At 70.2% G+C, this 21,752-nt stretch carries 22 protein-coding genes and 1 tRNA gene; 13 read left to right on the forward strand and 10 right to left on the reverse strand.

Annotation, left to right across the window (positions count from 1 at the left end):
- Positions 1-23: 23 nt before the first annotated feature.
- Together EV187_RS06830 and EV187_RS06835 are read left to right on the forward strand one after the other, a co-directional pair.
- Entirely contained in the window at positions 24-1,478 is a 1,455-nt protein-coding gene (locus EV187_RS06830) for an NAD(P)/FAD-dependent oxidoreductase (protein ID WP_130352345.1), read from the forward strand.
- A gap of 34 nt (positions 1,479-1,512) precedes the next feature.
- Positions 1,513-1,586: transfer RNA gene (locus EV187_RS06835), tRNA-Leu, on the forward strand.
- A 40-nt stretch (positions 1,587-1,626) separates the two neighbouring features.
- On the opposite strand, the gene EV187_RS06840 is transcribed toward EV187_RS06835, so the two are convergent.
- Positions 1,627-2,760 carry a site-specific integrase gene (locus EV187_RS06840; protein WP_130352346.1) on the reverse strand — a complete coding sequence of 378 codons (1,134 nt, stop codon included), beginning with the start codon at positions 2,758-2,760 and terminating at the stop codon, positions 1,627-1,629.
- A gap of 589 nt (positions 2,761-3,349) precedes the next feature.
- On the opposite strand from EV187_RS06840, the gene EV187_RS06845 reads away from it, so the two are divergent.
- From EV187_RS06845 to EV187_RS06855, 3 genes are all read left to right on the forward strand, one after another.
- Complete coding sequence (locus EV187_RS06845) at positions 3,350-4,069, forward strand: hypothetical protein (RefSeq protein WP_130352347.1); 720 nt, start codon at positions 3,350-3,352, stop codon at positions 4,067-4,069.
- 51 nt (positions 4,070-4,120) lie between these two features.
- Positions 4,121-4,678 (forward strand): hypothetical protein, encoded by a 558-nt coding sequence (locus EV187_RS06850; RefSeq protein ID WP_130352348.1) that lies wholly within the window; start codon positions 4,121-4,123, stop codon positions 4,676-4,678.
- A gap of 399 nt (positions 4,679-5,077) precedes the next feature.
- Positions 5,078-5,638: a dihydrofolate reductase family protein gene (locus EV187_RS06855; protein ID WP_130352349.1), complete on the forward strand. Its 561-nt coding sequence runs from the start codon at positions 5,078-5,080 to the stop codon at positions 5,636-5,638.
- Positions 5,639-5,834: 196 nt separating this feature from the next.
- Here the strand turns inward: EV187_RS06855 and EV187_RS06860 are convergent, their stop codons facing one another.
- The 3 genes from EV187_RS06860 to EV187_RS06870 all read right to left on the reverse strand — a co-directional run bounded on the left by EV187_RS06860 (position 5,835) and on the right by EV187_RS06870 (position 8,453).
- The gene (locus tag EV187_RS06860) at positions 5,835-6,446 is read right to left on the reverse strand and encodes a hypothetical protein (protein ID WP_130352350.1); all 612 of its coding nucleotides are present in this window, start codon (positions 6,444-6,446) and stop codon (positions 5,835-5,837) included.
- A gap of 213 nt (positions 6,447-6,659) precedes the next feature.
- Positions 6,660-6,956: a hypothetical protein gene (locus tag EV187_RS06865; RefSeq protein ID WP_130352351.1), complete on the reverse strand. Its 297-nt coding sequence runs from the start codon at positions 6,954-6,956 to the stop codon at positions 6,660-6,662.
- A gap of 570 nt (positions 6,957-7,526) precedes the next feature.
- On the reverse strand, positions 7,527-8,453 hold the full coding sequence (locus EV187_RS06870; RefSeq protein WP_130352352.1) for a Ppx/GppA phosphatase family protein: 927 nt from the start codon (positions 8,451-8,453) through the stop codon (positions 7,527-7,529).
- 109 nt (positions 8,454-8,562) lie between these two features.
- Here EV187_RS06870 and EV187_RS06875 point away from each other — a divergent pair, with 109 nt between their 5' ends.
- Genes EV187_RS06875 through EV187_RS06890 form a run of 4 tightly spaced genes read left to right on the forward strand, consistent with a single transcriptional unit; the run spans position 8,563 to position 13,059 of the window.
- Entirely contained in the window at positions 8,563-9,159 is a 597-nt protein-coding gene (locus EV187_RS06875) for a TetR/AcrR family transcriptional regulator (protein WP_130352353.1), read from the forward strand.
- Positions 9,156-10,451, forward strand: coding sequence for an MFS transporter (locus EV187_RS06880; protein ID WP_130352354.1), 1,296 nt, complete (start codon positions 9,156-9,158; stop codon positions 10,449-10,451). Before EV187_RS06875 ends, EV187_RS06880 begins: the two co-directional genes overlap by 4 nt.
- Positions 10,451-11,695 (forward strand): alanine racemase, encoded by a 1,245-nt coding sequence (locus tag EV187_RS06885; protein ID WP_130352355.1) that lies wholly within the window; start codon positions 10,451-10,453, stop codon positions 11,693-11,695. Before EV187_RS06880 ends, EV187_RS06885 begins: the two co-directional genes overlap by 1 nt.
- Positions 11,692-13,059 carry a D-arabinono-1,4-lactone oxidase gene (locus tag EV187_RS06890; RefSeq protein ID WP_130352356.1) on the forward strand — a complete coding sequence of 456 codons (1,368 nt, stop codon included), beginning with the start codon at positions 11,692-11,694 and terminating at the stop codon, positions 13,057-13,059. The genes EV187_RS06885 and EV187_RS06890 overlap by 4 nt, the downstream gene beginning before the upstream one ends.
- Here the strand turns inward: EV187_RS06890 and EV187_RS06895 are convergent.
- The 3 genes from EV187_RS06895 to EV187_RS06905 are packed head-to-tail and all read right to left on the reverse strand — an operon-like array spanning position 13,034 to position 15,277.
- On the reverse strand, positions 13,034-13,768 hold the full coding sequence (locus EV187_RS06895; protein ID WP_130352357.1) for an ABC transporter permease: 735 nt from the start codon (positions 13,766-13,768) through the stop codon (positions 13,034-13,036). The two genes, EV187_RS06890 and EV187_RS06895, sit on opposite strands and share 26 nt — an antisense overlap.
- A complete protein-coding gene (locus EV187_RS06900; RefSeq protein WP_130352358.1) occupies positions 13,765-14,625 on the reverse strand; it encodes an ABC transporter ATP-binding protein in 861 nt (286 codons plus the stop codon). Before EV187_RS06900 ends, EV187_RS06895 begins: the two co-directional genes overlap by 4 nt.
- Positions 14,615-15,277: a TetR/AcrR family transcriptional regulator gene (locus EV187_RS06905; protein ID WP_130352359.1), complete on the reverse strand. Its 663-nt coding sequence runs from the start codon at positions 15,275-15,277 to the stop codon at positions 14,615-14,617. Before EV187_RS06905 ends, EV187_RS06900 begins: the two co-directional genes overlap by 11 nt.
- Positions 15,278-15,408: 131 nt before the next feature.
- Between EV187_RS06905 and EV187_RS06910 the strand changes: the two genes are divergently transcribed.
- Both EV187_RS06910 and EV187_RS06915 read left to right on the forward strand, forming a co-directional pair.
- Complete coding sequence (locus EV187_RS06910) at positions 15,409-15,975, forward strand: LemA family protein (RefSeq protein ID WP_130352360.1); 567 nt, start codon at positions 15,409-15,411, stop codon at positions 15,973-15,975.
- Between the two features lie 9 nt (positions 15,976-15,984).
- Positions 15,985-16,857: a M48 family metalloprotease gene (locus tag EV187_RS06915; protein WP_130352361.1), complete on the forward strand. Its 873-nt coding sequence runs from the start codon at positions 15,985-15,987 to the stop codon at positions 16,855-16,857.
- Between the two features lie 61 nt (positions 16,858-16,918).
- Here the strand turns inward: EV187_RS06915 and EV187_RS06920 are convergent, their stop codons facing one another.
- Positions 16,919-18,133 carry a winged helix-turn-helix domain-containing protein gene (locus EV187_RS06920; protein WP_130352362.1) on the reverse strand — a complete coding sequence of 405 codons (1,215 nt, stop codon included), beginning with the start codon at positions 18,131-18,133 and terminating at the stop codon, positions 16,919-16,921.
- Between the two features lie 81 nt (positions 18,134-18,214).
- Between EV187_RS06920 and EV187_RS06925 the strand changes: the two genes are divergently transcribed.
- Both EV187_RS06925 and ilvA read left to right on the forward strand, forming a co-directional pair.
- Positions 18,215-19,453: an AI-2E family transporter gene (locus tag EV187_RS06925; RefSeq protein WP_130352363.1), complete on the forward strand. Its 1,239-nt coding sequence runs from the start codon at positions 18,215-18,217 to the stop codon at positions 19,451-19,453.
- Between the two features lie 4 nt (positions 19,454-19,457).
- Positions 19,458-20,696 (forward strand): threonine ammonia-lyase, encoded by a 1,239-nt coding sequence (gene ilvA / locus EV187_RS06930; protein WP_242609484.1) that lies wholly within the window; start codon positions 19,458-19,460, stop codon positions 20,694-20,696.
- Positions 20,697-20,766: 70 nt separating this feature from the next.
- On the opposite strand, the gene greA is transcribed toward ilvA, so the two are convergent.
- Together greA and EV187_RS06940 are read right to left on the reverse strand one after the other, a co-directional pair.
- Positions 20,767-21,258, reverse strand: coding sequence for a transcription elongation factor GreA (greA, locus tag EV187_RS06935; RefSeq protein WP_130352365.1), 492 nt, complete (start codon positions 21,256-21,258; stop codon positions 20,767-20,769).
- A gap of 57 nt (positions 21,259-21,315) precedes the next feature.
- On the reverse strand, positions 21,316-21,726 hold the full coding sequence (locus EV187_RS06940; protein WP_165391127.1) for a DUF4307 domain-containing protein: 411 nt from the start codon (positions 21,724-21,726) through the stop codon (positions 21,316-21,318).
- Between the last annotated feature and the right edge of the window lie 26 nt (positions 21,727-21,752).

Consider the following 21,752-nt stretch of genomic DNA (forward strand, 5'->3'; position numbering starts at 1 on the left):
ACAAACTGAGGAGTCCATTCACCGTGCCCAAGATTCTCATCGTCGGCGGTGGCTATGCGGGGTTCTACACGGCGTGGAAACTCGAGAAGTGGCTGCGGCCCGGCGAGGCCGAGGTCACCGTCGTCGACCCGCTTCCCTACATGACGTACCAGCCCTTCCTGCCCGAGGTCGCCGCAGGCTCAATCGAGCCGCGTCACGCGGTGGTGTCGCAGCGCCGCCACCTCAAGAAGACGAACGTCGTGACCGCCAAGGTCACGCGCATCGACCACGCGTCCAAGACCGCCACGATCACGCCCGAGGTGGGCGAACCGTGGGAGTTCGAGTACGACGTGATCGTCGTCACCGGCGGTGCCGTCTCGCGCACCTTCCCCATTCCCGGCATCGCCGAGAACGCGGTCGGCCTGAAGTCGATCGAGGAGGCCGTGTACATCCGCGACCGGGTCCTCACGAACTTCGACAAGGCCTCCACGCTCCCGCCCGGCCCCGAGCGCGAACGCCTGCTCACCTTCGTCGTGGTCGGCGGCGGCTTCGCGGGCATCGAGGCGTTCGCCGAGCTCCGTTCCTTCGCGAGCGCGCTGCTCGAGTACTACCCGCAGCTCACCTTCGACGAGACCCACTTCCACCTCATCGAGGCGATGGGCCGCATCATGCCCGAGGTTTCGCTCGAGACGAGCCACTGGGTCATCAAGCACCTCGCCCAGCGCGGTGCGGAGATCCACCTCGACACGCAGCTCTCGAGCGCGGTCGACGGCAAGATCGAGCTCTCGACTGGTGAGACCTTCGAGACCGACCTCATCGTCTGGACGGCGGGAGTCATGGCGAACCCCGCCATCGTCCGTTCGAGCGACCTCCCCGTCGAGGAGCGAGGCCGCGTGCTGACGCGGGCCGACCTCCGCGTGGGCGACGAGGACGACTTCGTTCCCGACGCCTGGGCGGCCGGCGACATCGCCGCCGTGCCCGACCTCTCGGGCGGCGGCGTCGGCGGCTACTGCGTGCCCAATGCGCAGCACGCCGTGCGCCAGGGCAAGCTGATGGCGAAGAACATCGTCGCGGTGCTGCGCGGTGAGGAGCCGAAGGAGTACTTCCACAAGAACCTCGGCGCCGTCGCCGGCCTCGGCATCGGCTCGGGCGTGTTCCAGTCGGGCAAGCTCGCGCTCACGGGCCTCATCGCCTGGTTCGCGCACCGCGGCTACCACGGCCTCGCGATGCCGAGCTGGGAGCGCAAGTTCCGCGTGTTCTGGGGCTGGTGGAACAACTTCTGGCTCGGCCGCGACATCGTGTCGCTCTCCGCGGTGCAGCAGCCTCGCGCGTCGTTCGAGGAGTTCGCCGCACGCCCGAAGCCGCCGGCCGCCGCGGCGCCGGCGCCGGCCGTGACATCCGGAAAGCCCGCGCCGAAGGCCGTCAAGGCCAAGGCCGCGCCAGCCGGGGCGAAGGCGGCAGAGGCGAAGGCCGACGCCCAGCCGGTCGCCGCGAAGTAGTGTGGGAGGCGGCGCCGCCTGCGGGCGACGCCGCGCTCCCGTAGCCCAATCGGCAGAGGCAGGCGACTTAAACTCGCCGCAGTCTGGGTTCGAATCCCAGCGGGAGCACCGTTGTTTGCTCCGCGAGATCCGCATGATCTCGCGGAATTCAGGGCATCGAAGCGGTGGATGGCTGCGCCCGTGGCAACGCTTTGGCAACAACCGCGGCCGATCGAGCCTGATCCAGCGCGGTCGACACGGCCTCGAGATCGTGGTCGAATAGCTCGGCATACACATCGAGCGTCATCGCCGCTGAGGCGTGTCCGAGCATCCGCTGCACCGCCTTGACGTTCGCGCCGGCGCTGATCGCCAAGCTCGCGGCCGTATGGCGAAGGTCATGAGGCGTGAGCCGCGGGAAGTCCGGATCGGCCGCCTGTGCGCGTCCTACTGCCGCGGTGAACCACCCGCGCTGCGAGTGCGGCAGCACCATGTGGGTCGCGCCGTCGCCGAACAGGATGCTGTCGCGCCCCCTGCCCTCGCACATCCGAGCGAGGGGTTCGGACAGGAACGCCGGATACGGCACGGAGCGCGTCGCGTGCGTCTTGGGCGTGCCGACGTGGATGACCCCGTTCACCTTGACCGCGTTCTCCTCGACCTTTACGCGCCGTCGCAGGGCATCGAGGTGCTTGACTCGCAGTCCGGTGGCCTCACCCCAACGCAGTCCCGTGTAGGCCAGGAACTGCACCAGGGTGGGATGCGCGGACGCGTCGGCGAGGAGCTGCACCTGCGTGTGGGTGAGGTATATCTTGGGCTTTCCCGTCTTGCGGGGGAGCGTGAGCCCACGGGCCGGATTCGCCGGGATCCGCCGATCCTTCACCGCACCATCCAGTGTTCCGGCGAGGATGCCGTGGGCCCGGAGCACGCTCGTCGGGCTCATCGACCGGCTCAGGTCTGAGACCCACGCCTGGATCTCCGTGTGGCGGAGGCTGCCGACGGGCCGTTCGGACCACACGGGCGCGACGTGCAGCCGCCAGGACGACTCGAGCGGCGCGAACGCCGACGGTTTGAGCACGTGCTGCTGCGACGCCAGCCACTCGGCGCCCAGCGCGCCGACGGTGACTCGTGCGGCCGTCGCATCGATGAACTCACCGCGCGCCTTGGAGACCTCGACCTCTGCGAGGTAGAGCTCCGCATCTCGCTTGGTCTTGAAGCCCCGCTTCTGTCCCTGCGTTCTGTCCGGCTTGCGGAACAGGACTCGATAGCGGCGGCCGCCGGCCGCGGTGTAGGCGTGGATGCTACCCACGGCAGCGGCCGATCTCGCTCATCACCGACGGCAACCCTGAGATCATGCGCACAGACTTCAGGCTATCCATCTCGCTGTTCGGCCCACCGCCGTCGAGCTCGCCACACCCGCATTTCTCGCGCTCGCGCGCGTACTGATTCTCTTGCTGTTTGTTCTGTTCCTTCCTGTTTCTATAAGGGGTACGGTGAACGACCCCCTGGGAGGAGAGCGGCGACGAGTTGTCCACAGGTTGCGACGGCGAAGCGCCCGCATCGATCGAATCGCGAGAGAGCGGCCCGAAATCGAGCCGTCGCGAATGCAGTGGTCGCCGTCGGCGACAGGCACTTGGCTGTTCACCGGCCGCGAATAGGTGGACGAACAGATGGCCCACGTCTTTCCCTGTCCCGCCGCCTCTGCCGGGCTTCGCCCGCTTCCCAACCTCCCCCACTCATCCTTCGTCTTCCTGGGGGAGGTTGGGAAGTGAAGCAGAGGCGGCGGGACAGGGAAGGGGGTGGATCAGGCGGCCGGGGAGCGGAGGTAGGCGAACGTAGAGAATGGTTCAGGCGGCGCGACGATGGCGTAGTGGCTCAGATTTGAGCGAGGATCGACGATGTTGATTGCGGATTGGGCGGTGTCCGGGTCTGAAGCAAGGGAGAATAGTGTGCCGACGAGTGTGATCGTCCCTGATTCACCGCGTGTGAGCGGTGAGCTCCAGGTATTCCGTTGGACGCTGCGTCGCAATTTCGAAGGAATGAGCTTCGTTTGGACGCCGGGACGCGACGCGAATCCCGGGTTCGACGGCTTCGTGCGCGTCGAGCACTTCGAGGATCAACCCAAGCTCGGCCCGGCCGTGCCCTACGACCGTCCAGCTGAATTGTCGTACACGACTTCCATCGAACAGTTCAAGCGCAATAGGGCTTCGGGCATCGTTCGGCTCGGCTCGCCGAAGAGCGAAGCATTTCATGATCAGTCGTGGTTCCGGCGACCACCGCTGGACCCGGACCGTCTGGACGAAATACTCGACAGGTTGCGAGCCGAACCGCCGCCTGGCACGTTCTTCGACGAGTACTGGACGCGGGCTCAATTCGAGGAGCGGCATTGGTATTCGGTGCACGGCTTGGCGCAAGGCGGCGGCGGCCTCCGCGAGGTGATCGTGCTTTGCAGCTGTCCGGACGACCCGCCCACCGTGTCTGCTCGTGCGGCGCTCTCCCAGGTCGAGCTCGAGCTTGGATACGACTTCGCAGCTGTCGAGGTGTACCGGACGAACGATGTGGGTCCGGCTGTCAGTGGGATCGGTGCCCTTCGCATCGAGCGCAGGATCAGTGGCTGAACCTCCTGTCAGGACAGTGACGAACTTTGCCGGTGCGTGGAAGATGGGGCGGTGATGACTCCCGAACCACGGTGGTTTCTGGGCGCGACAGAGAACACGCCAGCCGATCGACGATTCCTGGAAAGGTTGCGAACGCTCGCGCCATCTTGGGGTGCCTATGGGATCACGGCAGAACAATCCGCGGCGATCCCACTCGCGCTTCCCTTCGTTGGTGTCGAGTTGGCACATCTCACCACGGAGTATCGGTGGCTCTGGATCAAGTTCCTCGACGTCGAAGAAGGCTTGGGTTTCGAATGCAGCTGGGGTGACATCACCTACCTCGACGACACGGGCGGTACCGACGGGGACATTCCGTTGACCAGCCCCGACAAGACGACAACGCCCGAGGCCTTCGCGGAGCGAGCCTCCGATTGGGTCGCCGCGCAGGCGAGCCGAGCCGTGCTCCGCGAGGAATGGCATGGCCTTGGCCGATCGACACGTTGGACATTCCTGGACCACGGCGCAGTGCTCGACAACACGCGCACATGGCCGTGGCGGCAGCGTAGAACGCCCGACCGAGTCAGCACCGAGCTTGCGGTCAGCTGGATCCAACAGCACCAAGCCGGCTGACCTTCATCGCCGGCCCGATCGCTCTCGGTGGCAACAGAATGGCAACAACCGCTCGCGAACCAGGCGGTTCGGACCGATCTTCAAGCCCCTACTATGACCCGGATTTCCGCGGTTCTCGAGCGCCGGCCGCACGTCGCCGCGGCTCTGTTTCGGGTTCGAATCCCAGCGGGAGCACCGTGCTCAGCGTGGGCAGATCCCCGGAATACCGATCGTGGCGCGAACGCCGATGGCCTCAGAAGCTGCTCGTGGGCTGCGATTCCGCCGTCGCCGAGGGCATCCACACGCGCCCGAGAGGATGATGCGTCGACGAACTCACCGCGAGCCTTGGAGGGTTCAACCTCAGTAGTCTGAGTACGGTCCGGTGAAGCCGCGCTGCGCGCATCAAGGGAGCGCAATGAGATGAGACCACTTCGATACTCGATCAACGTCACGCTCGACGGCTGCTGCCATCACGAGGCAGGGCTCCCCCCCGACGAGGAGTCGATGCGCTACTGGACCGCGGAGATGGAACGAGCCGATGCCCTGCTGTTCGGCCGGGTGACCTACCAGATGATGGAGTCGGCGTGGCGGAAGCCGGCCACGGGGACGTGGCCTGGCTGGGTGGATGAGTGGCAGATGCCATTCGCCGATGCCATCGACCGGGCGAAGAAGCACGTCGTGTCGAGCACGCTGAGCGGGGTCGATTGGAATGCCGAGCTGGTGCGAGGCGACTTGGGGCAAGCGGTTCAGCGGCTCAAGCAGGAGCCAGGCGAGGGCCTGTTCGTCGGTGGTGTGACGCTCCCCCTCGCGTTGGCAGATCTGGGACTGATCGACGAGTACGTGTTCGTTGTGCAGCCGGTCCTTGCCGGACACGGGCCGACGTTGCTCGCCGGTCTGCGCGAGCGCATCCAGCTCGAGCTCGTGGATCGCCATGAGTTCCGGTCGGGGGCGGTCGCCATGCGATACCGGCCACGCGAGTAACGACGTGAGGTGATTCTTCCTGAACATTGACCGCTGCCGGCGGGCAGATGCTGCTGGCCGCTTGCACTCAATCCACAGGTCTTCACGACTCCTCGCTCGCATGAGGTTCGAATCCCAGCGGGAGCACTGGAGTCGTTCCCGTTCACAGCGAAGCGGCCGGCCCGACGAATCGGACCGGCCGCCTGCCCCGGTGTCGCTACTTGCCCGTTGAGCGACGCCGGGCGAAGAACCGTTCACCGACGACGAGCGATCCGAGGGCGGCTGCGCCGACCCCCGCGATCAGCAGCCAGGAGGTGTCGAACCCGGTCTCCGCAAGTCCGGCACCCGCCGGCGGGGTCGACGAGGTGGCGGTGGCCGGCGTGGTGGCAGGAGGCGTCGACGCCGGCGGAGTGGTCGCGGGAGGCGTCGTCGGCGGGGTGGTCGGCTCGGGCTCGTAGGAGTACGAGTAGTGGCTGATGCCCTTGCCGCTCGAGTGCGCGATGATGACGGTCCGCGTGGGCGGATCCACCGTCACGTACTCGGGGCCGTTGCCCTGCTGCACCGACCCGGCCTTGACGCAGTACTCGGTGATGACGAAGCCTTCCGGTGCCGAGATCTCCAGCGTCGGACCCGCCCCGTCGGTGTCGATCTTCGTGGAGTCGAGGCCGTCGCAGACCTTCTCGACCTCGGGCACGTCGGTGGCGACGGCCGATGCGGGCGTCGTCGACGCCCCATCGCCCTCACCTGCGGTGGCGGCGAACGCGGGGGTCGCGCAGAACAGGGCGGCGCCGACGAACAGCGCGACACCGAGGGACGTTCGAGTGGACATGTATGCAGGCTCCTCGGTCGAGTGGGCGTCACGACGCCACAGACATTCGCTGGGGGTGCGGAGTGTCGTGCTTGGGGTGGGGATTGCGCGCCGGCGATGTCAGGTCGCCGGAACGCAAGTCTCCTCAGAGTACGGGTCGGCGCGGGCGCGGCTCAGCCCCAGAACGAGGGCCAGCGCCGCGGGTGGCCCTCGGACCTCGGCCCGCTGCCACCCTCACGTCATCGTCGGCTCGGCCGCCTGTGCCAGCGGATGATCCAAGCCGGATCCGGGCACGACCGTCGCGAGGAAGGGGGAGAAGCTGCGAACCTCCCCTCGACGAACCGTGAGCCCATAGGAGGAGAGCAGGTCTCGAACGACGCGGGAATCCAGCGCAGTCGTGAGCGCCCACACGATCGCCTGCTCGATCTCCTGCGGGGTGTCTGGCTCGTCGGGCAGGTGGCTGATGAGGGCTGACTCGTCTTCGACCTCGATGCCGAGACGGGCCTGCACGTCGTGGGTGAGGCCGTTCATGGCACGAATCTCGCACATCGTCCATGGCCGGTCCATGGGCTTGTGATCGCGGGGCCGGCGAAGTAGAACCCGCTCACGGGCGGATGCTGGAGCACGCGTCTCCCGGGCGCGGCGTCGCGGAGGCGGCCTGGTGCTAGGAGAGCCGGACCCCGGCGACGGGCTTGCGGGCGTCGAGCCGGGGTCCGGTGGCCGTCACACGGTGGGGACGCCCGGAGCCATTGTCACCCGATTCGCGTCGGGGGCGGACGCCCCGTTCGGGGGCTCGACAGGGCGGAACCTGCGGAGGATCGCGTTTCGACGCGGGGATCGAGGGCCGCGACGGCTGCTGACGGCCCGACCCGATTGTCACCCGAGGCGTCGATCCGCGGGACTCCACCTGCGGGAGAAATTCGAGGGTTCGTTTCGCAGCGTCGTGCCCTATGCTGTGCTCGCAGCCGGATCGTGAGGGTCCGAGGTGTCGACGAAGACGACGGCATTCTCGTCGACCCCACGATGCCGGCGCATACCCTGGCAGCACGGCGACGACGCATCGCTCCGCGCCCCGGGACGAGCGGGCGGGCGGGAGATTCCTCAGGACATCCGGTCGAGCCGGCGCAGGATGAGGCCCTCGCGGAGGGCCCACGGCGACACGTCGAGTTCGTTCACGTCGAACGCCCGCATCGCCTCCGAGAGCACGACGGCCCCGGCGACGATCTGGAAGGTGCGGTCGGCGGTGATCCCGGGCAGTGCGGGGCGAGCGTCCGCGGGGATGCGGGCGAGCCGCGGGATCCAGTCGTCCAGGCCCTTGCGGCGCAGCATGCTGCGCTCCTCCGAGCCGACGCCCTCCTCCGTCCAGCCGGCGAGCCGGGCGAGCGACCGGATGGTCTTCGACGACCCCACGACGTGGTCGGGCGACGGAAGGTGGCCGAAGTCCCCCACGGCTGCGGCGAGCACCTCCGCCGCGTGCGTGCGGAGCGCGGCGACCTGGTCGGGGCTGGGCGGGTCGTCGGGGAGGAAGGCCACGGTCGACCGGCCGGCGCCGAGGGGGAGCGAGCGCGCGACATCCGGGACCTCGTCGCCGCCGTTCGCGATCTCGAGGGAGCCGCCGCCGATGTCGAAGAGCAGGATGCGCTCGGCCGACCAGCCATACCAGCGGCGGACCGCGAGGAACGTGAGGCGCGCCTCGTCGTCGCCCGAGAGCACCTGGAGCTCGACACCCGTCTCGCGGGCGACGCGGGCGAGCACCTCCTCGCCGTTCGCCGCCTCGCGGATGGCGGACGTGGCGAATGGGAGCAGCTCGTCGATGCCGGCGTCCTTCGCCGCGTCGGCCGCATCGCCGACCGCCGCGAGGATGGCGGCGACACCCTCGTCGTTGATCGCGCCGTCGGGCTCGAGGTAGCGCATGAGCCGCAGCACCGCCTTGTGCGAGGCCGTGGGGATCGGGCGGGCACCGGGGTGGGCGTCGACGACCAGCAGGTGCACCGTGTTGGAGCCGACATCGAGGACACCGAGGCGCATGCTGCGAGCGTAGCCGCTGGCGCGTGCACGCGACGCGCCTTTCGTGCATACTGGTCCGGACTGGGACGACCGTCCCACTTCGGTCGGCGACGGAGTCGAGAGGAGCCGCGTGACCCGCATTCCCGCACCTGAGCGCCGTTCCGCGCTCATCGAGGCGGCCCTCCGCGTCGCGGCAAGGGTCGGCATCGCCCAGGCGACGACGCGCGCGATCGTCGCCGAAGCGGGAATGTCGCTCGCGAGCTTCCACTACGTGTTCGACTCCCGCGACGAGCTCATCGACGAGCTCATCACGACCGTGGTCGCCCGCGAGCAGCAGGCGGTCATCCCCGATCTCTCGCCGGGACAGAGCCTCGCCGAACTCCTCGAGTCGGGGATCGTCGGCTACTTCGAGCACCTCAAGGCCGACCCCGAGCACGAGCAGGCGATGCTCGAGCTCACGCAGTACGCGCTGCGGTCGCCCGAGCGGCGCTCGCTCGCGCTCGCCCAATACGCCCGCTACACCGAGCTCGCCGAGCGCTCCCTCGAGCTGGCTGCCGAGGTCGCCGACGTCACGTGGCGGATCCCGGTCTCCGAGGTGGCGCGCGTGCTCGTCGCGTTCACCGACGGGCTCACCATCACCTGGCTCGTCGATCGCGACGACGACGCCGCCAGGGCGGTCGCACACGTGGCCGCCGACGCCCTCTCGAGAATGGCCGACCCCCGATGACGAGCCTCGACCCCGCCCCGCCCGTGCCCGGGCGGCCCGTGCACGACCAGCCGCTCGCCGCCCTCGGCGAGCCGGTCCGCCGGGTCTCGGCCGGGTGGATCGGCGCATTCGCGACCGTGTGGCTCGGCGTCTGGATGGCGCAGCTCACCCCGGTGCAGCTCCTGCTGCCCGCGCAGGTCGACGCCGCGCTGCATCCCGAGGACTGGGTCGACAGCGTCGTCGCGTTCGGCATGATCTCGGGCATCGCGGCCATCGCCACGATCATCGCCTACCCGCTCACCGGCGCGCTCTCCGACCGCACGGCCTCGAGGTTCGGTCGACGACGGCCGTGGATCGTGGTGGGGGCGCTCGTGTTCGCGCTCTCGCTCGTGGTGCTCGGGCTGCAGACCCAGATCTGGGCGATCGGCGCGGCATGGGTCGCGGCATCCGTCGGCTTCTGCATCATGACGGCCGCGCTCACCGCGACGATCTCCGACCAGGTGCCCGTCGGCCAGCGCGGATTCGTGTCGGGCTGGATGTCGGCGCCGCAGGCGGTCGGCATCATCGTCGGGCTGCTCCTCGTCACCGAGCTCGTCACCGACCGGGCGCTCGGCTACGCCCTGCTCGCCGTGATCGTCGTGGTGCTCGCGGTGCCGTTCCTCACCCGACACGACGAGCCGCTCGCCGCGGCCGAACGTGCCCGCGTGACCGCGAAGGGCATCCTCGCCGGCTTCTGGATCAGCCCCCGCAGGCATCCCGACTTCGGCTGGACCCTGCTCAGCCGGGTGCTCGTCTCGGTCGGCAACGCGCTCGGCACGAGCCTGCTGCTCTACTTCCTGATGTTCCAGCTCGACGACGACGACGCCGAGGCCGACCTCATCGTGCTGACGCTCATCTACATGGTCTTCGTGATCCTCGCGTCGCTCCTGCTCGGGAAGCTCTCCGACCGGTTGGGCCGACGCAAGGCGTTCGTCTTCCTCGCGTCGGGCCTCCAGGGCATCGCGGCCCTGCTCCTCGCGATCTTCCCCGACCTCACCGTCGCGATGATCGCCGCCGGCATCCTCGGCCTCGGCTACGGCTGCTTCCTCTCGGTCGACCAGGCGCTCGCCACCCAGGTGCTGCCCGACGCGGCATCGCGAGGCAAGGACCTCGGCATCATGAACATCGCGTCCGCGGTGCCGCAGGCGATCGCGCCGTTGATCGGCGCGGCCGCGGTGGTCGCCACCGGTTCGTTCGTGCTGGTGTTCGTGCTCAGTGCGGTATTCGCCTTCGCCGGCGCCGTCGCCGTCTCGCGGGTCCGGAGCGTCCGCTGATGACCCTCGACCTGCGGTTCGACGACCCGGTGACGGATGCCGCGAGCTGGCTCGATCCCGCCGGGTACTGGCCGGCGCTGACCGCCGCCACGCGCCACCTCGACGCGCCGGTCGGGGTGATCCACCGCGGAGCGCTGCGGCACAACGCGAAGGACATGGTGCGCCGCGCGGCGGGGACGCCGATCCGCATCGCGTCGAAGTCGGTGCGCGTGCGCAGCGTGGTGGAGGCCCTCCTCGAGCAGCCGGGCTTCCACGGCGTGCTCGCCTACACGCTCGCCGAGGCGCTCTGGCTGGCCGACACCGTCGACGACCTCGTCGTCGGTTATCCCACGGCGGAGCGCGGCGGCATCCGTCGCCTCGGAACCGACCCCGACCTCGCGGGCCGGATCACGCTCATGGTCGACTCGCCGCAGCAGCTCGACCTCGTCGACGACGTGCTGCCGCCGTCGCGGCGCGAGGAGATCCGGGTCTGCGTCGAACTGGATGCGTCATGGCACGCCCCCGTGCTGGGGCACCTCGGGGTGCGCCGATCGCCCGTGCACGAGCCGGCCGACGCGGGCGCGCTGGCCGCGTACGTGGTGCGGCGCCCGGGATTCCGGCTCGTGGGCATGATGTCGTACGAGGCGCAGATCGCGGGAGTCGTGAACCGTCCGGCCGGGCGCCCGGTCGACGGCGCGGTGAACCGCTGGATGCAGTCGCGCTCGCTGCCCGAACTGCTCGAGCGGCGCGCTCGCGCCGTCGCGGCCGTGCGCGAGCACGCCGACCTCGAGTTCGTGAACGGGGGCGGCACGGGGTCGCTCGAGGCGACGGCAGCGGATGCCTCGGTGACCGAGATCGCCGCCGGCTCCGGCCTGCTCGGCGGCCACCTGTTCGACGGCTACGACCACTTCACGCCAGCCCCCGCCGCCGCGTTCGCGCTCGACGTCGTGCGCTCGCCGAGCCCCGCGCACGCGACGATCCTCGGCGGCGGCTGGATCGCGTCGGGCCCGCCAGGAGCCGACCGCGTGCCGCGGATCGTGTGGCCCGAGCGCCTGACGATGCTCGCGCGCGAATCGGCCGGCGAGGTGCAGACGCCCGTGACCGGGGCCGCCGCGGGGCGCCTGCGGGCCGGCGACCGGGTGTGGTTCCGGCACACGAAGTCGGGCGAGCTGTCGGAGCACCTCAACGAGTTCGCCGTGGTCGACGGCGACGAGGTGGTCGACTCCGTGCCCACCTACCGCGGCGAGGGGAAGGCCTTCCTATGACGGCGAGCGGGGACACCTGGCGCAACTGGGGTCGCACCGAGTCGGTGCGACCGGCGCGGGTGGAGCGGCCGGCCACGGCCGGCGCGGTGCAGCGCGCGGTCGAGTCCGCCGCGGCATCCGGCCTGCGCGTCAAGCCCGTGGGCGCCGGCCACAGCTTCACCGGCATCGCGGTCGCGCCCGACGTGCAGCTCGACCTGACCGACCTCTCGGGCCTGATCGACGCGGATGTCGCGACCGGCCGGGTGACGCTCGCCGCCGGCACCCGCCTGCACCGGTTGCCGCACCTGCTCGCCCCCTACGGCCTCGCGATGCCGAACATGGGCGACATCGATCGGCAGACGATCGCGGGCGCCACGTCCACCGGCACGCACGGCACGGGACTCGGATTCGGCGGCCTCGCGACGCAGATCGTCGCCGCGAAGCTCGTGACGGGCGCGGGCGAGCTCCTCACCGTGAGCGAGACCGAGCGCCCCGAACTGCTGCCCGCGGTGCGCCTCGGCCTCGGCGCCCTCGGCGTGCTCGTCGAGGTGACCCTGCAGCTCGTGCCGCGGTTCGTGCTGGAGGCCGTGGAGCGCCCCGAGCCGTTCGGCCTCGTGCTCGACGAGTGGCTCGACCGGGTGCGCGAGCGCGACCACTTCGAGTTCTACTGGTTCCCGCACACCGACACCGCGCTGACGAAGACGAACACCCGCCTGCCCGGCGACGCGCCCCGCAAGCCGCTCGGCGGCGTGCCGCGCTGGATCGACGACGAGTTCATCTCGAACGGACTGTTCGAGATCGCCTGCGCCGCGCTCACGGTGGTGCCGCGGGCCACGCCGCACCTCGCGTGGCTCACCGACAAGCTCACCGGGAACCGGGACTTCACGGACTTCTCGACGTCGGTGTTCACGAGCGTCCGTCGGGTGCGGTTCCGCGAGATGGAGTACGCGATCCCGCTCGAGGCGATCCCCGAGGCCGTGCGGGAGGTGCGGGCGCTCATCGAGCGGAGGGGATGGCACATCACCTTCCCGATCGAGGTGCGCGCCGCGGCATCCGACGACAACTGGCTCTCGACGGCGTACGGCCGCGAGACCGGCTACGTCGCCGTGCACCGCTACTTCCGCGAGGACCCGACCGAGTACTTCACGGCCGTGGAGCAGGTCATGCGGGGCTACGGCGGGCGGCCGCACTGGGGCAAGCTGCACACGCAGACGGCCGAGACGCTGCGCGACGTGTATCCCCGGTTCGACGACTTCCTGCGCGTGCGCGACGAGCTCGACCCCGAGCGCCGATTCGCGAACCCGTACCTGGATCGGGTGCTGGGGGGCGGGCGGGCGGATGCCGCGACGGACGCCGGGCCTACGGCGTCCGTCGACGCAGCGTGATCGAGCCGACCACGATCGAGCCCACGATCCAGGCGCCGATCGCGAGAATGCGCGCCCAGATCCACGCGGCGTCCTCCGAGTCGTTCGCCACCGCCGTGAGGGCGTCGATCGCGTAGCTCAGCGGCAGCCAGTCGCTGATCGCCTCGAGCACCTCGGGCAGCTGGTCGCGCGGGATGAAGATCCCGCACAGCAGGACCTGCGGGAACACGAGCAGCGGCATGAACTGGACGACCTGGAACTCCGTGCGCGCGAAGGCGCTCGCGAGCAGGCCGAGCGCCGTGCCGAGCAGCGCGTCGGCGACCGTGACCGCGAACAGCAGCCAGATCGAACCCTCGATCTCCAGGCCGCAGACGAACACCGCGAACGACACCGCGATCGCGGTCTGGAAGATCGCGAGGAAGCCGAACGCGAGCGCGTAGCCGAGGATGAAGTCGCCCTTGCCGAGCGGCATCGAGAACAGCCGCTCGAGCGTGCCGCTGCGGCGTTCGCGCAACGTCGCGATGCTCGTGACGAGGAACATGACGATGAAGGGGAACAGCGCGATCATCGCCGGGCCGATCGTCTGGAACACGTCGGTGTCGACGAAGATCCAGGCGACCAGGCCGATGAGCAGGCTCGGCACCACGAGCAGCAGCCCGATGGTGCGCTCATCGTGCCGGATCTGCGTGAGCACGCGGCCGGCCGTCGAGAACGTGCGGACGAGCGTCATCGCCGGGCCTCGCTTCCGGGGCCGGAGTCGGGATCGGTCGTGCGCACGTGCTTCGCGACGTGCGCGGACTCGTCGTGGGACGACTCGTCGTGGGGCGACGCGTCGTGGGGCTGCAGGTCGGGCTCGCCGCGGTCGATGAGGCGCAGGAACGCGTCCTCGACGTCGTCGGTGCCCGTGAACGCGAGCACGCCCGCGACGGTGTCGTCGGCGAGCAGCTCGCCGTCGCGCATGAGCAGCAGGCGGTCGCAGCGCTTCGCCTCGTCCATGACGTGGCTCGAGACGAGGAGCGTGGCGCCGTCGGCGGCGAGCTCGTGGAAGAGCTGCCAGAGTTCCACGCGCAGCACCGGGTCGAGGCCCACCGTGGGCTCGTCGAGCACGAGCACCTCGGGGTTGCCGAGCAGGGCCGCGGCGAGCGACACGCGCCCGCGCTGCCCGCCGGACAATGAGCCGGCGAGGCGGTCGGCCACCGAGCCGAGGTCGGTGCGCTCGATGACCCGGTCGATGTCGGATGCCGGTGCGCCGAGCACCCGGCGGAAGTACGTCAGGTTCTGTCGCACCGTGAGGTCGTCGTAGACGCTCGCCTGCTGGGTGTAGTAGGCGACCCGCCGGCGGAGCGCGGGGGAGCCCGCGGGCCGGCCGAGCACCTCGATGGTGCCGGACTGCACGACCTGGACGCCCACGATCGAGCGCATGAGCGTGGTCTTGCCACTGCCGCTCGGACCGAGGAGGCCCACGATGAGTCCGCGCGGCACGGCGAGCGAGAGGCCCTGCAGCACGCGCGTCTTCGCGCGCTTCACGTGCAGGTCGTGCACGACGATCGCGGGCCCGCTCGGCGCGGCATCCGCATTATTCATCATGTGCTGAATTGTGCGCGCGCACCGCGGTGCTGTCAAGCACGGGCCCGGTGCCGGTGAGGTGCCACTGGATGGCCGGGGCGACGCGCGCCACGATCTCGTCGTCGGAGAGCGAGGCGACCGGCTCGAACGCCAGCACGTACCGCACCATGATCACCCCCACGACCTGCGATGCCGCGAGCTCCGCACGCAGCTCGGCATCGGCGGCGTCGCCGATCCTCGTCGCCACGCGGTGCATGATCTCGCGGCGCAGGAACTCGCGGAGCATCCGCGCGACCGGGCCGTGGCCGATCGCCGAGCGCATGGCCGCGGCGGCGGCCGGGCGCACCGCCGGGTTGTCCCAGGCGGTGAGGACGCCGCGCAGCAGTCGGGCGCCGAGCTCCTCGATGGGACCCTCGAGCGCGCCCTGCACGATGCGATCGGGGCGCAGCGGCACCGCCACGACCTCGGCCACGAGCGCGGACTTGTCGTCGAAGTAGTGGTGCACGAGCGAGGGATCGACCTCGGCCCGCCGCGCGATCGAGCGGATCGACGCCGCCTCGTACCCGCGCTCGCCGAACTCCGCGGCGGCGGCGGCGAGGATCCTGGCCTTCGTGTCGTCGCGGGTCGCTCCGCGGGGCCGACCACGGCGGCGGGGTTGCGTGCGCTCCTCCACAGCCTGAGCCTACGCCCGGAGCCGCCCGACGCTTCCCTTCGAGTCTCATGGCAATCACGGCCGTCCCGCCGGCCCGTCGTTAGGATGAGACGAACACACCGATCGTCGCCGCAGCGCTAGGAGTCCGTGCCATGGAATGGCTGATCCCCGTCATCATCGTCGTCGCGCTCGTGGTGATCATCGGCATCTACCTCTGGGCGACCTACAACTCGCTCGTCACGCTGAACGTGCGAGTCGATGAGGCCTGGAGCGACATCACGGTGCAGCTCAAGCGTCGTGCCGACCTGATCCCGAACCTCATCGAGGCGGTGAAGGGCTACGCCGCACACGAGAAGGCGGTCTTCGAGAACGTCACGAGGGCCCGCGCCGAGACCCTGCAGGCGCAGGGGCCGGTCGAGGCGGGTGCCGCGGAGAACCACATGCAGCAGGCGCTGAAGTCGATCTTCGCGGTCGCCGAGGCGTACCCGCAGCTGCAGGCCAGCCAGAACTTCCTGCAGCTGCAGGCCGAGCTCGTCGACACCGAGGACAAGATCCAGGCGTCGCGCCGGTTCTACAACGGCGGCGTGCGCGAGCTCAACACCAAGATCAAGGTGTTCCCGAACACGCTGTTCGTGCGTGGCCTCGGATTCCACGAGCGCGACTTCTTCGAGGTCACCGAGCCTGCGGCCATCGCAGAGCCCCCGCGCGTGCAGTTCTAAGGGCCGGCGTTGTACCGAGCGATCGCAAAGAACAAACGCAACACCGTCTTCATCATCCTGTTCTTCCTCGCCGTCATCGGCGGGCTGGGATGGCTCGCGGCATGGGTCTACAACGACCTCACGATCGTCATCGTCACCGTCGTGATCGCCGCCGCCTACGCGCTCTTCCAGTACTTCACGGCCGACCGGCAGGCACTCGCGATGTCGGGTGCGATCGAACTGCACAGCAAGGCCGATCACCCGCGGCTCTGGCGCACGATCGAGAACCTGTCGATCACGACGGGAACGCCGATGCCGCGCGTGTTCGTCATCTCCGATCCGGCGCCCAACGCGTTCGCCACCGGTCGCGACCCCGAGCACGCGGTCGTCGCCGCGACCACAGGCCTGCTCGAGATCATGGACGACGCCGAGCTCGAGGGCGTCATGGCCCACGAGCTCGGGCACGTGCGCAACTACGACATCCGGCTCTCGATGATCGTGTTCGGGCTCGTCGTCGCGGTGGGCTTCATCTCCGACATGCTCGTGCGCCTGACGTTCTACGGACGCGGCAACAACCAGAACCCGGTCGTGCTCATCTTCGGCCTCGTCGCCCTGCTCATCGCGCCGCTCGTCGCGAGCCTCGTGCAACTCGCGGTCTCGCGCCAGCGGGAGTACCTGGCGGATGCCACCGGCGCCATGACCACGCGGCATCCCGACGCCCTGGCGCGAGCCCTCGAGAAGCTCGAGGCCTACGGCCGGCCCATGCAGCGGCAGAACTCCTCGATGGCCCACCTCTGGATCGCCGACCCGCTGAAGCCCGGCGTCATCGACCGCCTGTTCGCGACGCACCCGCCGATCGCCGACCGCGTCAAGCGCCTCGAGCAGATGGGCGGCGCGTTCTAGCAGCCCCGCGCGGATGCCGCGGGCGCGCCTCCGGAGGCGGCGGCCCGACGCGTCGATCGCGTCACGCCGCCGATGAGCGCAACTCGGACCGGAGCGCGGGGGCGAGGTCGCCACGGTCGGCGACCTCGATGCGGTCGAGGCCCTGCCACGCCGCCGCCCGCCACAGCACCGGCACGAGTCGTGCGGCGGTATCGGCGGGTGCACCCGGCTCGGACCAGGCGGACTGGACGCGCAGCACGCCCGCCTTGCGGTCGCTCTTCAGGTCGACCCGGCCGACCACGTCGTCGTCGATCAGCACGGGCAGCGAGTAGTAGCCGAACTTGCGGTCGGGCTCGGGCGTGTAGATCTCGATGCGGTAGTGGAAGTCGAAGAGACGCTCGGTGCGGGGACGGAACCAGACCACCGGGTCGAAGGGCGAGAGCACGGCCGCCGCCTCGATCCGTCGCGGTCGGCGGGCGTCTCGATGCAGCCATGCAGGAGCCGGGCGGGCGCCGACGCTCCATCCCGGCACCTCGACCGGAACGAGCTCGCCGGCGTCTTCGAGGTCGCGGATCGCCTCGCGCACGGGCGCGCGCTTCATGCGCCAGTAGTCGGCGAGGTCGGCCTCGGTCGCGATGCCGAGGGCGGCGCCCGCGCGCGCCACGAGATCGCGCACTGCGTCGGCTTCGGCCGGCGGATCGCCGAGGAGCACGGGGGCGAGTACCTGCTCGGGGAGGGCGTAGACCCGCTCGAAGCGGCGGCGCTCGACGCACACGACCTCGCCGACCCGGAACATCCACTCGAGCGTGCGCTTGACGTCTGACCAGCCCCACCACGGCCCGCGGCGTTCGTTGGCGTCGTGCTCGATGTCGCTGGCGCGCATCGGCCCGTTCGCGGCGAGCTCGGCGCGGAGCCAGTCGGCGAGCTCGCGATTCTCGACGAGCCAGCCGCCCCATTCGCTGCCCTGGCTGCGGAACTCCTGGCGGCGGAACTCGAACAGCGGCCACAGCTCACGCGGGATGAAGGCGGCCTGGTGCGCCCACGACTCGACCATGCGGCCCCGGCGCCCGGTCGTGAGCCGGTCGAGCAGCGCCCGGTCGTAGTCGCCGATTCGACTGAAGGCGGGCAGGTAGTGGCTGCGCTCGAACACGTTGACCGAGTCGATCTGGAGCAGCCCGAGGCGGTCGACGACCCCCGCGACCTGGCGCGTTCCGGGCGACCCGGGCAGCGGGCGACCGAAGCCCTGTGCGGCGAGCGCGATGCGTCGGGCGAGTGCTGGGCTGACGGAGTCCACCATGGTGCTCCGACCCTACTCGCCACCTCCGACAGTCGCCGCCTCCATGCCGTTGCGCGCATGCGGCGCGCCTAGACTGGAGCGATGACGGAGTCGACGGGGCAGGCTCGGGGCAGGTCGATCGGCCGGCGCCGCGGCGGCGATCGCGAGACGCCCCCGCCCTCGCCGCCGACCCCGCCGCCGCACCGCGATGCGTCCGACTCCGTCCCGTTCGGGATGCGCATCGCGGCCGCCTGGTCGTGGCGGCTCCTCCTCGTCGGCGGCGTGATCGCCGTCATCATCTTCCTCATCATCCAGCTGCGGCTCATCGTCATCCCGGTGCTCGTCGCGGTGCTCATCGGCGCGCTGCTCGTGCCGTTCTCGCAGCTCCTGCAGCGGCACCGCTGGCCGAAGTGGCTCGCGGTCACGGTCGCCATGCTCTCGGCCCTCATCGTCGTCGGCGGCCTGCTCGCGGTCGGGATCACGTTCATCGTGCGCGGCTCCGGCGACCTGGCGGCCCAGTCGCTCGTGGCCTGGGACGAGTTCCGTGCCTGGCTGCTCGCGGGCCCGATGCACATCACCGAGTCGCAGCTGAACGACTTCGTCGAGCAGGCCGTCGCCTCCGCCCAGCAGGACAGCAGCGTCCTGGTCACCGGCGCGCTCTCGGTCGGCTCGACGCTCGGGCACTTCCTCGCGGGCATGCTGCTCGCCCTCTTCGCCACCCTGTTCATCCTCATCGACGGCCGCGGCATCTGGCGCTGGATCGTCGGCGTCTTCCCGCGCCGCGCCCGCGCGGCCGTCGACGGGGCGGGCCAGGCCGGCTGGGCGACCCTGCAGAACTTCGTGAAGGTGCAGATCCTGGTCGCCACGATCGACGCGATCGGCATCGGCCTCGGCGCGTTCTTCCTCGGGATCCCGCTCGCGGTGCCGATCGCGATCCTCGTGTTCCTCGGTTCGTTCATCCCGATCGTCGGCGCGGTCGTGACCGGTGCGCTGGCGGTGTTCATCGCGCTCGTCTACAACGGCTGGGTCATCGCGCTCATCATGCTCGGCATCGTGCTGCTCGTCCAGCAGGTCGAGGGCCACGTGCTCCAGCCGCTCATCATGGGCACGGCCGTGAAGGTGCATCCGCTCGGCGTCGTGGTCGCCGTCGCCACGGGCTCGCTCCTCGCGGGCATCCCGGGCGCGCTCTTCGCCGTGCCGGTCGCCGCCGTGCTCAACGTGATGATCGTCTACATCTCCGGAGGCTCGTGGAAGGGCGATGCCGGACCGCCCGCGACGGAGGTGCGGTCGCCGCTCTGGCGCACCGTGCCCCAGCGACCGGGCTACCAGCGAGGAGAATGAACCAGTGATCACCACCATCCCGGGCCCCGACCTGGCGGCCTTCGAGCACGCGCGCGACGTCGTCGCCCGCGTCGCACGGCGCACGCCCATGGAGTCGTCGCGCCACCTCGCCGACCTGCTCGGCGTGCCCGTCCACCTCAAGTGCGAGAACCTGCAGCGCACCGGCTCCTACAAGCTGCGCGGCGCCTACCACCGCATCTCGGCGCTGAGCGAGGAGGAGCGGGCTCGCGGGGTCGTGGCGGCGTCCGCCGGCAACCACGCGCAGGGAGTCGCCTACGCGGCGCGGGAGCTCGGCATCCGGGCCACGATCTTCATGCCCGTCGGCGTCGCGCTGCCGAAGCTCGATGCCACGCGCCACTACGGCGCCGACGTGGTGCTCCGGGGCGACTCGATCGGCGAGACCATCGAGGCCGCCGCCGCCTTCGCCGCCGAGACCGGCGCGGTGATCATCCCCCCGTTCGACCACCCCGACGTGATCGCGGGCCAGGGCACGCTCGGACTCGAGATCCTCGAACAGGTTCCCGACGCCACGACCATCGTCGTGCCGATCGGCGGCGGCGGCCTCGCGGCGGGGATCGCCAGCGCCGCGAAGCAGCAGGCCGCGCGCGAGGGCCGTCCGCTGCGCATCATCGGGGTGCAGGCCGAGAACGCCGCGCCGTACGTGGCCTCGCTGGCGGCGGGGGAGCCGCGGCAGGTGCCCGTCGTGCCGACGATCGCCGACGGCATCGCGGTGTACCGGCCCGGCGAGCTCAACTTCGCGATCATCCGCGACACCATCGACGAGGTCGTCACGGTCTCGGAGGACGACATCGCGCGCGCGTTGCTGGTGCTGCTCGAGCGCGCGAAGCTCGTCGTGGAGCCGGCCGGCGCGGTCGCCGTCGCCGCGATGATGACGGGGGCCGTGCAGTCCGACGGCCCCGTCGTCGCGGTGCTCTCGGGCGGCAACATCGACCCCATGCTCATGCAGCGGGTCGTGGCGCACGGGCTCGCGGCATCCGATCGCTACCTCACCATCAGCGTGGGCCTGCCCGACCGCCCGGGCCAGCTCGCACGCGTCGCGGGGCTCCTCGCCGAGGCGAACGCGAACGTCATCGAGGTGCTGCACACCCGCCACGGCTCGGGGATGCAGATCTCGGAGGTCGAGCTCCGGCTGTCGGTCGAGACCCGGGGGCCCGAGCACCGCGAGACGGTCGTCGAGGTCCTGCGCCATGCCGGCTACGACCCCAAGGTCGAGGTCGACTAGCCGCGTCCGCCCCGACGACGACGGCCCCCGCGCGATGCGCAGGGGCCGTCGGGACGTGGACGGTGGGCGACTACTGGCCGCCCCAGGTCTCGACGCGCGTGACCTCGACCGGGATCTCCCGGCCGTTGGGTGCGGTGTAGGAGGTCTTCTCGCCGACCTTCAGTCCGATGATGGCGGCCCCGAGCGGCGACCGCTCGCTGAACACGTCGAGCTCCGAGTCGCCCGCGATCTCGCGGCTGCCGATGAGGAACGTCTCCTCGTCGCCCGCGATGACGGCCGTGATGACGGTGCCGGGCTCGACGACGCCCGACGACTGGGGCGCCTCGCCGACCTGCGCGGTGCGGAGCAGCGCCGTGAGCTGGCGGATGCGCGCCTCCTGCTTGCCCTGCTCGTCCTTCGCGGCGTGGTACCCGCCGTTCTCCTTCAGGTCACCCTCTTCACGCGCGGCCTCGATGCGCTTGGCGATCTCCTCGCGACCGTGCGTCGAGAGCTCCTCGAGCTCGGCGGCGAGTCGATCGAAGGCCTCCTGCGTGAGCCAGGTGACGGTGGCGTCCTGCGCCATGGTGCACTCCTGAAATAGACGTGACGCCCCGACGTCTGCCGGGGCGAATGCCCCATATTAGGTGAGCCAGCAGCTCGAAATCAAACCGGTGTTCGCCTCTCGCGCAACCCGCACCGTCTCGGTGAACGTGCGCAGGTGCTGCTCGGAAGCGGGGATCTCGACGACCCGCCAGCCGACCACGGTGAAGTCCTCGTCGAGGGCCTCCACGATGCACGCCGTCTTGTTCCCGGGGGGCACCGAGAGGGTCCAGCTGACCTCCACCGCCCGCTCCTCGTTCATGAGCCGGTGGCCGGTGTCAGTGGCCTGGACCGACGGCTTCCGGCCGTCGAGGCCGGCCCAGACGACCCACGCGATCAGGACGATCGCGAAGGCCACCGCGCCGCCCACGAGCAGCACGCGGTCGCGCGTGCGGTTCGTGCGGGTCCTGCCGTAGCGCGCGGCGAGCGCGTCGGTCTCAGGCTCGGCCACCGCCACGGCTCCTTCCCGCCTCGATC

It is taken from the genome of Agromyces ramosus, assembly GCF_004216665.1.
Lineage (GTDB): Bacteria > Actinomycetota > Actinomycetes > Actinomycetales > Microbacteriaceae > Agromyces > Agromyces ramosus.

What these genes read in the sequence shown, in the direction of transcription:
- EV187_RS06895 (WP_130352357.1), bottom strand. Translation starts at nt 13,768, where the DNA reads ATGACGCTCGTCCGCACGTTCTCGACGGCCGGCCGCGTGCTCACGCAG.
- greA (WP_130352365.1), bottom strand. Translation starts at nt 21,258, where the DNA reads ATGGCGCAGGACGCCACCGTCACCTGGCTCACGCAGGAGGCCTTCGAT.
- EV187_RS06920 (WP_130352362.1), bottom strand. Translation starts at nt 18,133, where the DNA reads ATGGTGGACTCCGTCAGCCCAGCACTCGCCCGACGCATCGCGCTCGCC.
- EV187_RS06925 (WP_130352363.1), top strand. Translation starts at nt 18,215, where the DNA reads ATGACGGAGTCGACGGGGCAGGCTCGGGGCAGGTCGATCGGCCGGCGC.
- EV187_RS06860 (WP_130352350.1), bottom strand. Translation starts at nt 6,446, where the DNA reads ATGTCCACTCGAACGTCCCTCGGTGTCGCGCTGTTCGTCGGCGCCGCC.
- EV187_RS06865 (WP_130352351.1), bottom strand. Translation starts at nt 6,956, where the DNA reads ATGAACGGCCTCACCCACGACGTGCAGGCCCGTCTCGGCATCGAGGTC.
- EV187_RS06880 (WP_130352354.1), top strand. Translation starts at nt 9,156, where the DNA reads ATGACGAGCCTCGACCCCGCCCCGCCCGTGCCCGGGCGGCCCGTGCAC.
- EV187_RS06890 (WP_130352356.1), top strand. Translation starts at nt 11,692, where the DNA reads ATGACGGCGAGCGGGGACACCTGGCGCAACTGGGGTCGCACCGAGTCG.
- EV187_RS06900 (WP_130352358.1), bottom strand. Translation starts at nt 14,625, where the DNA reads ATGATGAATAATGCGGATGCCGCGCCGAGCGGGCCCGCGATCGTCGTG.
- EV187_RS06885 (WP_130352355.1), top strand. Translation starts at nt 10,451, where the DNA reads ATGACCCTCGACCTGCGGTTCGACGACCCGGTGACGGATGCCGCGAGC.
- EV187_RS06870 (WP_130352352.1), bottom strand. Translation starts at nt 8,453, where the DNA reads ATGCGCCTCGGTGTCCTCGATGTCGGCTCCAACACGGTGCACCTGCTG.
- EV187_RS06910 (WP_130352360.1), top strand. Translation starts at nt 15,409, where the DNA reads ATGGAATGGCTGATCCCCGTCATCATCGTCGTCGCGCTCGTGGTGATC.
- EV187_RS06855 (WP_130352349.1), top strand. Translation starts at nt 5,078, where the DNA reads ATGAGACCACTTCGATACTCGATCAACGTCACGCTCGACGGCTGCTGC.
- EV187_RS06845 (WP_130352347.1), top strand. Translation starts at nt 3,350, where the DNA reads ATGTTGATTGCGGATTGGGCGGTGTCCGGGTCTGAAGCAAGGGAGAAT.